Genomic DNA, 13,588 nt, shown 5'->3' on the forward strand with positions numbered 1-13,588 from the left:
TATATTCTCAATTATTATATTATTGTTTTGCTATTTTAATCGTAGAAAAGCTCTGAGAGCCATTTACTTTAGCATAATAAATACCAGAAGAAAGAAAACTTAAATCCATAGTTTCGTTATTATTAGAAACGTATTTTGACCATACCTCTTTTCCATTCATATTATAAATAGTAATAATGGAATTCGCAGCATTTCGGATGGTCATTATTTCACTTACAGGATTTGGATACATTTCTATATCAGATAGTTTTGCAGGAGAGTTCTGCTCTTTGTTGACTTCTGAATCTGTATTAAATTCAATCCAATTCACATTAAATAAATAACCACTACCACCAGTAAATACTAAATAAACATCTTGTGTACCACCGGTGTTACTTATAACGGAATTTAGTGTTTGCCAATTTTGATGTCCTCCAGTAGTATTTACATCAATAGATCCTATTAATGTCCCTGTAATACTTCCCGTACGAACTTCAATAGTTCCTCCTGTAAACTTAGTGGCTACTCGTGCATCCATATTGGTTATGCCGGATAGATTCACATCATCAAAACGTAGCCAATCGCCGTTATTTATATAACCTACATTATCACCACTCTCTGTACTAGCTTCTGTTTGAATCCCTGACATGTTATCAAAATCCTCGGCTTCTATACGTACATTTTCTGCTATAGGAGTTATAAACCATTGTAAGTTTTGGTTTGTACTTGCAGAACTCCACATATTAACATCTCTACCTTCTACACCTCCTGATCCTCCATTGATCGCAAAGCCTGTAGCATTTCTTTTTATTAGTTTAAAACCACCATCACCCACGGCTTGTTTTTGCCATTGTTGATTTTGATTGGTAGCACTTGTTTGCCATATGTATATACTTTGTCTCGTAGCTCCTCCATTATTTCCGTCTAAACTAAAATTAGTTCCATACTTTTCGTAAGAATAAAAACCATTTCCTCGATCGATCTCTACCCATAATTGCCCTTGATCCGATGTGTTTGCTGCAGAAAGCGTTACATTTTGTCCATTGGCCCCTCCATCACCGCCATCTATCGCAAAACCTGTAGCATTACGTTTGGTGATATGAACTAAAGTACCGTCTTGTACTGGTGGATTTGGGTCTATTGGACCAGAACTCTTACATTCTTTACTTGAATCACTTATATTATTTGATTGAGAAACAGAACTTACTAATTTATAATTAGAACCATTACCATAGGAATTACAATTTTTAATGGTACCAGTAGCTCCATTTTTTGTTTCTATTCCAGTACCATTATTGGCAACACAGTTATTTGCCCAATCAATATTTTTAGTTACAACAACTTCAGTATTTGCCAATAACCCAACATTGCCGTTATCTGTTATGATGCAGTCATGTACCAAATATCCATCTGAATCTGCTGCCCTAACTCCTCTAAAATAGTTCCCAATCATTTCACAATTTCGAACTTCAACATCCTCGCTATATGAAATATTGATTCCGTTAGCAGAAATTGAATTATTAAATATTGAGTTTTTAATAACAGCACCATATACACGTCTTAAATATAAATTGTGAGCAAAACCCTCTTTTCCTTTAGCTCCATTCTCACTAAAATCACAATTTTCTATTAAAACATTTTTTGCGCCTTTAATGTGAACTCCCCAACCTACATTATAACAACGTACGTTTGAAAAAGTTATATTTTCGTTATCTGTGCCAAATTTTGTAATAGCAACTCCACCTTCGTCTCCATTTATTCCAATAAATGTTATATTTTGAATAAGTACATTATTGACTGCATTCGTTTTGTTATTAGAATATCCATCTTCGGCCATAATTTGTTTGTTTTCATTTATTTTAACTATCGAAGCATACGTTCCTGAACCTTGAAAAGTCACATTACTTTTCATTTCTAGAGTTTCAGTAATAATATGTGTCCCCGATGCTAAAGTCACTGTTCCACCTCCACTTTTATTTACATCATCAATAGCTTTTTGTATGTTTCCTCCAACAGGTACTGTAACATCTGCAGCCAGTATGGAAAGACTGGTGAAAAAGATAAAAAGTCTTATAGTTTTTAAGAGAATTTTTATTTTGAACATAACTAATTTAATTAGGTAATTATTAATTTTTATAATGAATTGGCAATAGTCTTCTGTATATTGATTAAGTAACTTGATGTCATCATAAAACAACTTCTTTGTTCTATCTCGCTTTAAGATTTAATCTTTTTACAGGTTTTAGTTTTTTACAATTTTTAGTGTTATACTAGTTGTATTATTTCTTACTTTTCCGTGATATAATCCTTGATCTAAATGACCTAAATCTATAGTCTCATTATCACTAGAAATTGATTTCGTAAGTACCTCACTACCTTTTATATCGTAAATAGTAATGATAGTATCTGTTGCACCTTTAATAGTTACTGTATTTACTACTGGATTTGGATATAAGGTTATAATATTTTCATCAGTAATCTCTGGGGATTTCGTATCATTAATTGGAGTAATAATCCATTGTAAATTTTGGGATAAACTTGATGCATCATACAGTTGTATGTTTTGACCATCAGTACCATTAGAGCCTCCATCTAGAGCATATCCAGGTGCATTTCGCTTGATGAGTTTATATGCACCTCCACCAACTGCTACTTTTTGCCATTGTTGATTTTGGTTGTTTTCTTCACAACTCCATAGGTATACATTCTGTCGATTAGTACCTTGATTATTACCATCGATACAATAATTGGTCCCTACTTTTTGATAGGAATAATATCCATTACCACGATCAATCTCTAACCATTGTTGGTTATCATTATTTTCATTTGCAGACCATAAGTATACATTTTGACCATTAGCACCACCGCCCATTCCATCGATCGCAAAGTTCGGAGCATTACGTTTGGTAATATGAACTATATTGGTGCTGTTTATCTCGGTAATATTAAATGATTCCCAAGTACCATTTAAACTAGAACTCATAAAACGAACTAAACCGGAATTGTTGATTTGTAAACGTTGACGTCCTGAAGGACCATCAGGAAGCGTTATAAAATGTGTGTTAGCACTAGCGCCTTGAGTAAAATCATAATAAGTATATGTGCCTGAATTAGTGATTGCTTGCATATCCGCCAGTTCTGAATTATCTGTCCGTAAGCGTGGTTTAGTTCCTCCGGCGGCCCTTTGTATATGCCAAAATCCATTACCTTTATCTACAAATTTCCAGGTTACATCATCTCCTGTAGTCTGTGTAGATGTAGTATACGCATCCTCACTAGATCCGTTAGAAGCTAGTCGAAGATTGTGATATGGGTTATCTATATAATAAGTCTTATTGGGATCTGGAGTAAAGCTAGAACTTGGTGGTGGAACAGTATCACAATCATTTAATTGCGAGATACTATTATTAGAACCATTATTTGTCACAGTAGAACAGGTTTCAATTTGATTTCCTGAACTCTCAGATGATATTAACACTGGTGCAGTTGTATAATTAATAAGAGAAATATCTTTTGAAGGGTGATCTACATTAGTATCATCACTTAAAAAACGATGTGCTAAAAAATCTCCTCCAAACATGATCGCTAAATTAGAGGGTAAATTTGGCTCAGCATTTCTAAGAATTACCTCGTGATTATTTCCTCCTAAATAAGCCAAGCAATTTGCTCCATTGTAGTATCCATTTTCTGGTGGAATAACAGTGATATCACCTTCAAAATTATTTGTAGTATTGTAAGCGTTTCTGTAAACAGGGCCTATTGCGGCATCCGCAAAACAATTTACTACTTGACCACCATTACCTGCTCCAAAACCAGTTTCACAACTAATAGCAGTAGTGTTTTCAATATATTTTGTTCCAGCTGTTAACGTTATAGAACATCCAGAGCGCATCTTTTTTATAGTACAATCTTTAATGGTAATATTTGTTGTTCTTCTATCAGAGATTGTTTCTCCATTAATTATAGTTGTCCCTCTGGTATAAGTTCTAATTCCATCTTCTTGTAGACTCATTGTATGACCAGCGGGAAGCGGAAATCCCCAAACGGTAATCCAATTTACATCTTCTCCAGTTGTTCCTGCTCCTTCATAAGCTCCAGCCAACATATCATCGGTAGATCTCACTTCGCCTTCTAGATAAACACCTTCAATCAGTGCATCAACTGCTCCTTGCATAAAGACTCCATGCCCATAGGCTCTATGCTTTATATTACAGTCTTTTACGTGATTTCTATCTCCTCCAACTAATATTGCAGAATGTTTAAAATGTTTGATAACATATCCAGATCCTTTACCAAATGCATCACCATATCCATATGGTTGAGATCCTACAATAGTCATATCAAAACCTTCGATCAAATTATCTTGACCTTGTAAACTTATACCAAGTGCTGTTCTTGTAGGTCTATCGTATACACTACCTACATCTACCATTTTCAAATTTTTCAGCACATTGTTATTACCAATTACTTTTAGTTCTTCAACACCTACATTTCCAAATGCCATAAAAATATCTGTATCAAAGTTGATAGTAACACCAGTGAAATCATAAATGCTGTTATTTCCTTCAAAAAGAAAAAGTGGATTACTAAAATTTCCAGCAGCAACATCGGCAGCTGTTATAGAATATGTTCCTGGGGATAATTTTACGTTTGCATTACTGTCATCTAAATATGGTAGTAATGCTTCTAAAGAATTAACGGTAGTTTGAGAAACTAAATTTCCAAAACTAAAAGTTAAAAATATTATAAGTATTTTTTTCATGTTTTTTTGATATGAAGCACGTTACAAGTGTTGTTATAATTTATTGTTTATTAATTTTTAAAGTAGTCCTATTTTTTTGTGATAACACATAGGCGTAATACAAACCAGAAGGCAACGTAGTTAGGTCTATTATCTGGGAATCATCAGTAATTCTTAAGGCATATACCTTTTTTCCACTTATATCATATATTCTAATTGTACTATCCTTTGCTCCCTGAATGGTCATTACATTTTCTACTGGATTAGGATATGAAAATATAGCTTCGTCATTAGAAAGTTCTGGAGCTCTTGCAACGTCGATTGGTGTGATAATCCATTGTAAATTTTGACTAGTATTGGATGAATCAAATAGATTTACATTTTGACCATCTGCACCATTAGAACCTCCATTAATTGCAAAACCAGATTCATTTCGTTTGATCAATTTATAAGCTCCACCACCTACTGCTACTTTTTGCCACTGTTGGTTCCAATTGTTATCAGAACAATTCCATAAATACACATCTTGTCGATTGGTACCTCCATCCATACCATCAATACAATAATCAGTTCCTATTTTTTGATAGGAGTAATAGCCATTTCCACGATCAATCTCAATCCATTGTTGGTTTGGATTATTAGGGTTAGTGGACCATAAATACACTTGATCTCCATTAGATGGATTTTTTCCTGGTGCATCAATGGCATAACCTGGTGCATTTCTTTTAGTAATATGTACTACATTAGAAGAAGTATTGGTATTGACTTCTGTAATTGTAAACGATTCCCAAGTTCCATTCAAGCTAGAGCTCATAAAACGAACTAAACCTTCACTATTAATTTGTAAACGTTTTCTCCCTGAAGGTCCATCTGGTAATGTTAAAAAGTGAGTGCCAGAACTAACCCCTTGGGTAAAGTTGTAATAAGTATATGTACCAGAATAACTAGTTGCTTGCATATCTGCAAATTCTGAATTGTCTGTTCGTAAACGTGGTTTAGCTCCACCAGCAGCTCTTTGTATGTGCCAAAATCCGTTACCTTTATCTACAAATTTCCATATTACATCATCTCCTGTAGTCTGTGTAGATGTAGTATATGGATCCTCGCTAGATCCATTTGACGCTAGTCGAAGATTATGTACTGGAGAATCTATATAATATGTTTTGTTTGGGTTTGGAGTAAATGATGTTTGGGTTTCACAATCATTTGTATTAGTTATACTATTATTGGAACCATTATCTGTTACCGAACCGCAAGTTTCTATAGAAGAACCTGTACTACCAGATGCAATTACTATTGGATGCTTAGTATTATTAATAACCCTATTATTCTTACCATTATGGGTACTTTGATAATCTAAATTTCCATTTTTGAAGCGAACTCCATCAAGTGTTCCACCAATTTGAATTCTATAATCTGAAGGAAGATTTGGGTCGCCACCCGTTAAAGTTAAATTTGAATTATCCATTCCGATAAAGGCAATACATTTTTGGCCATTATAATAAGGATCTACGGCTGGTATAATTTCAATATCAAGATCCCAGCTATCATTATCATATGTACTTTTAAAAGCGTGACCATGAGAAATATCTGCTTTACAATTAATTGCAGTACCACTCCCTAATCCAAAACCTTGCTCACAACCTATAGCTGTGCAATTTTCAGCAATCACAGTTCCAGAAGCGTGAGCTAATACTACTCCGGTTCTCATATGTTTTATAGTACAATTACGAACGGTGGGATTAGAGGTTCCTCTTTCGATAGTTTCTCCATTTATAAAAGTTGTACCTGCATTATATGCCCGAATACCTCCTTCTCCGGTGCTCATCATATATCCTGATGGAAGTCTATATCCCCAAACAGTCATAAAGTCAACATTATCAGCTGGAGAGCCAGTACCTTCTTCTTTAAGCATATCATCAGTGGAGCGCATCTCCCCTTCTATGTAACAACCTTCAATAATTGGATTGCTGGCGGCTTGCATAAAAATTGCGTGCCCATAAGATCTATGGATTAACGTACAATTTTTTACATGATTAGATTCTCCACGTACTAACAATGCCGAATGTTTACGATGACCAATAACTGGACCGCCACCTTTACCAAAAGCATCCCCATAACCATATGGATACGAACCTCGAACAGTAATATGAAACCCTTCTAATAAATTATCAGATCCATCCATAACTATTGTTTGCGCTCTCTTTCTTGGAGCATTATTCCCTACATTAACTAACTTCAGGTTTTTTAGCGTGTTATTATTTCCCAAAATCTGGAGTAAATTCACATCTACATTTCCAAAACTGCTTAATACTTCAGTGTCAATATTTATAGTAACATTGGTAAAATCGTAGGCGCTGTTATTCCCTTCAAAAAGTAAAAGTGGATTACTAAAATCTCCAGCAGCAACATCCGCTGCTGTAATAGAATATGTTCCTGGGGCTAATTTTACGTTTGCATTACTATCATTTAAATAAGGTAATAACGCTTGTAACGAATTGACAGTAGTTTGGGAAACTAAATTCCCAATATTAAAAATTAAAAGAATGAATAGTATTTTTTTCATCATGATGGTTTATTAATAGGTTGTTTATAGGTCTAAGGTTTTATGTATTAAGTATGTAATGAGATATTGATAGTAGTATCCTTTATTCTTGAGTTATCAATCCTAGGAATGTTTATAGCATCATATGTTTTGATAGAATTTAATCTTATTCCGGTAGACCTTTTAATAAGATTATGTACATAATTATACCCACTAACATTTAAATATGTAGTGGTTATGTTTTTGATTGTTAATTTATCTCTATCAACTAATACATATGGTTCGTTATAATGCAGAAGTATTTTTTCGAAATAATCCGGTCGGGTGCCGTTATAAGTATGATTATCGGTGTTCTTTGAACAGGTAAAATTCCTAAAAACAGAATATTCCGTTGCAAATAATGATTCCTTAAAAATCACATATACAGAAGTTATCTGAAATAGTAATACAGTTAACACCAAAAGAATTGGTCGTAGCTGGAGTTGCATAATAGTTACGTTAGTTTTTCAATCATATTATGCAACTTCTTCACCAATCTCCTATAATGCCCTATTACTAGTTGTATCTAGAAAACAAGATTAGAATGATCACATATCTATTACTTATATCATTGTTTTTCAACAAAATATAAACTGGTCAACCAATTTCTAGGGTACTCAAATTTACGCTATCATTAGTAGTTACATTCTCTAAATAATTTTTCGCCCTAATTAAACGAGAATTCGTAAGTGGATCTCTATAATTCGCTTCAGATAATACTATAGGTTTGGTTCTTTACAAACTATATTCATAACGAAGTGTATTGCTGAATTGATCTAAAAATTCATTAGTACCTAACTCCTAAAAAAAGGATATACTTATTTTTTTGAAATGTAGGGTTGGGTAAGTCTATTTCTAATACGTATTAAAAACAAAGTACTAATACTAATAGCTTTAGTTCTTATTAATTAACCTGTTTGATAATAAAAGTTTTATATGAAAAAATATATTCCATCCCTTTGTTTAGTATTAATAATTTCAATTTCATGTAGTACGGACGATTATACAGATATTCCAAGTACTTCTACAGAGTTTATAACACTAAATTTACCAACATCACCTTTTAATTATGCTGATATTCCATTGCCTGATTTTTTCTTAAATAATGAATTACAAGGTGAGGATAATACTCCTAATAATAATGTTATTACTGATCATGGTGCAACCCTAGGTAGGGTTCTTTTTTATGACAATAAACTATCTTTAAATAATACTATTTCCTGTGCATCGTGTCATATTCAAGAGAATGGATTTTCTGATCCAAGACAGTTTAGTGTAGGTTTTGACGGTGGATTGACTGCTAGAAATTCTATGGGATTATCTAACGCAAAATTTTATGATAATGGAAGGTTTTTTTGGGACGAAAGAGCTCCAACACTTGAAATACAGACATTAATGCCAATTCAGGATCTAGTAGAAATGGGTATGACCTTACCAGAATTAGAAACAAAATTAGCTAATGAAGAATATTATACTATTTTATTTAAAAATGCTTTTGGTGATGAAACCATTACCAGCGAGAGAATAGCATTAGCGTTATCTCAATTTATACGTTCTATAGTTTCATACCAATCAAAATTTGACAATGGATTAGCGCAAAGTCAAAATATAAATAGTGATTTCCCTAATTTTACAGACTCCGAAAATAGTGGAAAAACTCTTTTTATGAGTAATCAAACAAGATGTTTTGATTGCCATGCTACTAATGTTTTTGTAGGAGATAATGCGAGAAATAATGGATTGGATGCTACAATTACGGATCTTGGTGTTGGTGGGATAACAGGAAATAATAACGATCTAGGAGAATTTAAAGTTCCATCTCTAAGAAACATTGCATTAACAGCACCTTACATGCACGATGGTCGGTTTGGAACACTTGAACAGGTTATTGAACATTACAATAGCGGTGTACAGAACAATCCGAATTTAGATAATAGATTAACCCAAGGAAACAATGTTCGTCGTTTAAATTTATCTGAAGACGATAAACAAGCTTTAATAGATTTTTTAAATACACTAACTGATGAAGAATTTATAAGGGATGAAAAATATGCTAATCCTTTTATATACTAAAAATGAAATATGAAAGTATAGTATTTGATTGTTTTTATAAAATTAAATTCCTTTAACAATTTATTATATATTTACCTATAATTAATTGAAACCGATGGATAAATCTTTCTCAGTTTGCGAGGAACAGGTGTATAATACATTGTATAAAACTCACGCTGAAAGCCTTAGAAATCATCTCTATTTTAAGTTTGGAGATTTAGATCAGGCTGAGGATATTGTACAAGAATCATTTATTAAACTATGGGCTAAGTGTAAAACAATTATTTTTGAAAAGGCAGTTGGTTTTCTATATACAGTATCAAAAAATTTATACATCGATTCTTTAAGATCTAAAAAAGTCGTTTTAAAATTTGAAAAAAATAGTTCTTCAATAATGGACAATGAGGACCCTTATTTTCATTTAAGAACTAAAGAATTTAGACAAAAAATAGAAGCTACTATTTCTGCTCTACCAGAAAAGCAAAGAGAAGCTTTTTTATTAAATAGAATCGAAAAACTTACTTTTAAAGAAATTGCGCTAAAATTAGAAATTAGTCAAACAGCAGTAGAAAAAAGAATTGCTAAAGCGTTGGTTAAACTTAAAGAGATAACAGAATTACAAAAACATAATATATAATCGGGTTGGGTAATTTAAAAATCAAAACGTATATAAAGCGATTGTAATCAAAAACATTTAAGCGTGGAAAATAAATTTACTAAAGACAATTTAATCGCCAGATGGTTAGATAATCGTTTAAATAAAGACGAAAAAGAAGAATTGGATGCCTCTGGAGAATTAGATGAATTAAAAGTAGTTCTAGATGACATTGATACTTGGCAAGTAAAAAAATTTGATACCGAAGCTGGTCTAGAGGATCTTAAAAAACGCAAAAAATTCGTTATCTCTTCTCCTCCTCCGAAACAGAATAAAACAAGTAAATGGCTTAGTATTGCTGCTAGTATTGCGATATTGATTATGGGAGGATATTTTTCTTGGAACTATTTATCTAATCAAACCATAACGATTGATACATTAATAGCAGAATCAAAAACAATAAAACTTCCTGGTGGTTCGCAAATTACTATGGATGCAATGTCAACAATATCCTACAATGAAAAAGATTGGACTAATAATAGAACTGTATACTTAAAAGGACAAGCTTTTTTTGATGTTGTAAAAGGAAGCTCTTTTACGGTGATTACTAAAGTTGGAAGTATTAAAGTACTAGGAACCCAATTTAATGTAAATGCAACTAACAAAATATTTGAAGTTAAATGCTATGAAGGAAAAGTAAATGTTACCTATAATAAGGAACAAAAAATACTAATAAAAGGAGAATCTATATCTGCAAAAGAAAATAAATTATCTAGTAACTCTCATACTACAAAAAAACCTGAATGGATCGATGGTTATAGTAAATATAATCAAGTCGTTTTATCGGAAATTGTCGTTGATCTAGAAAAGTACTACCAAACAAAAATAGAATTACCTAAAAAATATGAGAATTTACAATTTACAGGTACTATAACTCACAAAGATTTAAAAACTGCTTTAGAAACTTTATTTAGTTCTATGGAGATTGAATATAGTATAGATGATAATAATGTTGTGCTAATAAAATAATACATGAATTTGAGGCGGTTCTCATATTATCTTTTTTTATTCACTTTATGGTTTTGTTTAGTTACTAATTCTACTGCACAAACAAATAATCTCATTAAGTTTTCGGATAAACTAGAACAGTTGGAACAAAAATTTGGAATAAGTTTTTCCTACAACCATACTTTTTTTGATGGTGTTTTTTTAGAACAAAATATTGATTGTCAAGATATTAAAGATTGTATCTTAGTAATAGAAAAAATGGTCCCTGTAAAATTTACAAACCAAAATACTTCTAACTATATAGTATTACCAATAAGAAAGAACATTACATTCGAAGTATTTGATAATGAAAATAATGAACACATATCTTCCCTAGAATATCAGATCAATGAAGAACCAATAGAATATCTTCTTGCCGAGGATAATATGTTTATCTTAAATGATATATTCCCTTTAGATTCTATCCATATTCTTAATTATTCGTATGAGAGTATACGCATAAAAGCCAGTGATTTAATAAGAATAAAAAAAGTAAATTTATTAAAAAAGCAATTTCATCTTAATGAAATTATTTTAAGTGGTTACCTAACAAAAGGTATTGATGCTAACGTTAGTGACCATAGTTTACAAATTAACACAGAATCCTTAGGTTTATTAGCAGGAGAAACTGATGGCGATATTTTTAATGTTATAAATAATATTTCTGGAATACATTCTCCAAGTGGGAAATCTGGAAATCTTAATTTTAGAGGGAACACGTATGATCAAAATCTTGTTCAGATAGATGACATCCCTATATATCATTCAGGGCATTTTTTAGGAGCAATTTCTCCTTATAATACAGCTGTTATTACTAATGTTGAAGTTCAAAGAAATATGTTACCTGTAAAATTTGGTGGTCGTGTTGGAGGACTTATTGATATGACAACAAGTAATAAAATTCCAAATACCACTAAATATGAAGTTGCTATAAATACGCTATTTGCAGGAGCAACGGTTAAAGCTAAGCTTATAGAAGATAAGCTATCTTTTTCTGCTGCTTTTAGGACAAGTTACCCAAGTTTTCAATCTCCAAAATTAGAGGCTATTTCGAACTTAATTTTTCAAGGTAGTAGATTAGAGTCTATTGCAGATGAAGTTAATACTTCTTCAGACTTTAAAATTGATTTTTTAGACATGAATGCTAAGTTAAATTATAAGATTAATGATAAACATACAACTTCTTTAAGTTTTATAAATATTCAAAATAACTTATCTGCGGAAATAAAAAACACAGGGAATAATGATCAAGTTGATTTTAGAGATTTAGAACTAGATAATTGGGGTGTTACAGGAAAATGGAAAGCTTATTTCTCTGAAAAGCTTACAACTGAATTAAGAGTTAGTAAATCTAATATGAATCTTATTAGCCTTAGTGAAGGTTTTGTATTAGAAGAAAGATCCAGTAGAGAAAAATTTGATAATGTAATTTCTGATACTCGGTTAATTACTGAAATTATTTACAATTACAATCAGAATACATCTTTAGAAGCAGGATATACCTTAACCGAGCATAAATTGATTAGTAACGAAATTGAAGAAGAAAATGGTATCGATTCTGAAAGAAGACAAGATGCCATAGTTCACTCCACCTATGTGTCTCTCCAAAAAAATTGGAATGAAAAATTGAATGTTAACTTTGGATTTCATAATAATTACTATGCACCTTTAAATAAGTTATACATAAATCCAAGGTTATTGGCGAGTTACTCTATAAATAAAAACTTGTATCTAAAATCTTCCTTAGGAACATCAAATCAATTCATTCAAAAAAAATTAAATAATGATTTTGATGATTTTAATATTACCAATCAATTATGGTTTTTGCCTAATGATGATATAATGACGCAAAAAGGAATACAAACAATGTTAGGTGGTGTTCTTGATAAATCTAAATGGTTAATAGATTTAGAGCTGTATTATAAAAAAACTGAGGGTATCACTAATAAGTCTAATGATAATCTTGGAAATATTTCTAGTATTGGAGCAAATATATTTGTAAAAAAAAGATGGCGTAAATTAGAAACCTGGATAAGTTATGCATTGAGTAAAACTGAAACCGATTTTAATAATAGGAAAATAGATGCTTTCTTTGATCAAAGGCATATCATAAATCTAACTGGTTTACTAAATCTTAAAAAATGGAAATTTGCAATTTCTTGGGGGTATTTTTCTGGAATGCCAGTCATTTTTTCTGAAGAATCAGATTCTGGAAATAATCAAAACCCTATCTCCTCTGATCGATTTGATGCATTACATCAATTAGATTTTTCTTCTTCATATACATTTTATAATCCATCAAGAAACTTTAAAACTGTTATTGGTTTATCTATCCTTAATGTATATGATCAGGATAATACAGTAAACGTTTTTCAAAACACGACAGAAAATACATTTAGAAAGGCAAGTAACTTCTCTCCTAACCTTCAGGTTAATTTATTTTTTTAATTACTTAAAACAACATAAGTTACTGATAAACAGTGTTTTGAGTTTAAAAATTTCTAAAAAAAACAATCATATAATATTTTTTTCAAAAAAAAGGTTGGGTAAAAATATGACTCATACGTATTACACATAAACAAGCACATTG

General features: G+C 31.6%; 8 protein-coding genes. 4 read left to right on the plus strand and 4 right to left on the minus strand.

The window, feature by feature from the left end; genetic code table 11:
* Positions 1-19: 19 nt before the first annotated feature.
* The 4 genes from NMK29_RS08910 to NMK29_RS08925 all read right to left on the minus strand — a co-directional run bounded on the left by NMK29_RS08910 (position 20) and on the right by NMK29_RS08925 (position 7,753).
* Positions 20-2,083, minus strand: a complete 2,064-nt coding sequence (locus NMK29_RS08910) for a carbohydrate-binding protein (protein WP_254097200.1) — start codon at positions 2,081-2,083, stop codon at positions 20-22.
* A 138-nt stretch (positions 2,084-2,221) separates the two neighbouring features.
* Positions 2,222-4,741, minus strand: a complete 2,520-nt coding sequence (locus tag NMK29_RS08915) for an RICIN domain-containing protein (RefSeq protein WP_254097202.1) — start codon at positions 4,739-4,741, stop codon at positions 2,222-2,224.
* Between the two features lie 40 nt (positions 4,742-4,781).
* Positions 4,782-7,286 carry an RICIN domain-containing protein gene (locus NMK29_RS08920; RefSeq protein ID WP_159092279.1) on the minus strand — a complete coding sequence of 835 codons (2,505 nt, stop codon included), beginning with the start codon at positions 7,284-7,286 and terminating at the stop codon, positions 4,782-4,784.
* 47 nt (positions 7,287-7,333) lie between these two features.
* Complete coding sequence (locus NMK29_RS08925) at positions 7,334-7,753, minus strand: hypothetical protein (protein WP_108804228.1); 420 nt, start codon at positions 7,751-7,753, stop codon at positions 7,334-7,336.
* A gap of 487 nt (positions 7,754-8,240) precedes the next feature.
* Between NMK29_RS08925 and NMK29_RS08930 the strand changes: the two genes are divergently transcribed.
* The 4 genes from NMK29_RS08930 to NMK29_RS08945 all read left to right on the plus strand — a co-directional run bounded on the left by NMK29_RS08930 (position 8,241) and on the right by NMK29_RS08945 (position 13,446).
* Complete coding sequence (locus tag NMK29_RS08930; protein ID WP_108804227.1) at positions 8,241-9,377, plus strand: cytochrome-c peroxidase; 1,137 nt, start codon at positions 8,241-8,243, stop codon at positions 9,375-9,377.
* A 94-nt stretch (positions 9,378-9,471) separates the two neighbouring features.
* On the plus strand, positions 9,472-9,993 hold the full coding sequence (locus NMK29_RS08935; protein WP_108804226.1) for an RNA polymerase sigma factor: 522 nt from the start codon (positions 9,472-9,474) through the stop codon (positions 9,991-9,993).
* A 63-nt stretch (positions 9,994-10,056) separates the two neighbouring features.
* On the plus strand, positions 10,057-10,980 hold the full coding sequence (locus tag NMK29_RS08940; RefSeq protein ID WP_108804225.1) for a FecR family protein: 924 nt from the start codon (positions 10,057-10,059) through the stop codon (positions 10,978-10,980).
* A gap of 120 nt (positions 10,981-11,100) precedes the next feature.
* Entirely contained in the window at positions 11,101-13,446 is a 2,346-nt protein-coding gene (locus NMK29_RS08945; RefSeq protein WP_159092278.1) for a TonB-dependent siderophore receptor, read from the plus strand.
* Positions 13,447-13,588: the final 142 nt, after the last annotated feature.

It is taken from the genome of Aquimarina sp. Aq107 (assembly GCF_943733665.1).
Lineage (GTDB): Bacteria > Bacteroidota > Bacteroidia > Flavobacteriales > Flavobacteriaceae > Aquimarina.

Coding starts and splice junctions, on each gene's coding strand:
- NMK29_RS08915 (WP_254097202.1), bottom strand. CDS start 4,741: ATGAAAAAAATACTTATAATATTTTTAACTTTTAGTTTTGGAAATTTA.
- NMK29_RS08925 (WP_108804228.1), bottom strand. CDS start 7,753: ATGCAACTCCAGCTACGACCAATTCTTTTGGTGTTAACTGTATTACTA.
- NMK29_RS08920 (WP_159092279.1), bottom strand. CDS start 7,286: ATGAAAAAAATACTATTCATTCTTTTAATTTTTAATATTGGGAATTTA.
- NMK29_RS08910 (WP_254097200.1), bottom strand. CDS start 2,083: ATGTTCAAAATAAAAATTCTCTTAAAAACTATAAGACTTTTTATCTTT.
- NMK29_RS08935 (WP_108804226.1), top strand. CDS start 9,472: ATGGATAAATCTTTCTCAGTTTGCGAGGAACAGGTGTATAATACATTG.
- NMK29_RS08930 (WP_108804227.1), top strand. CDS start 8,241: ATGAAAAAATATATTCCATCCCTTTGTTTAGTATTAATAATTTCAATT.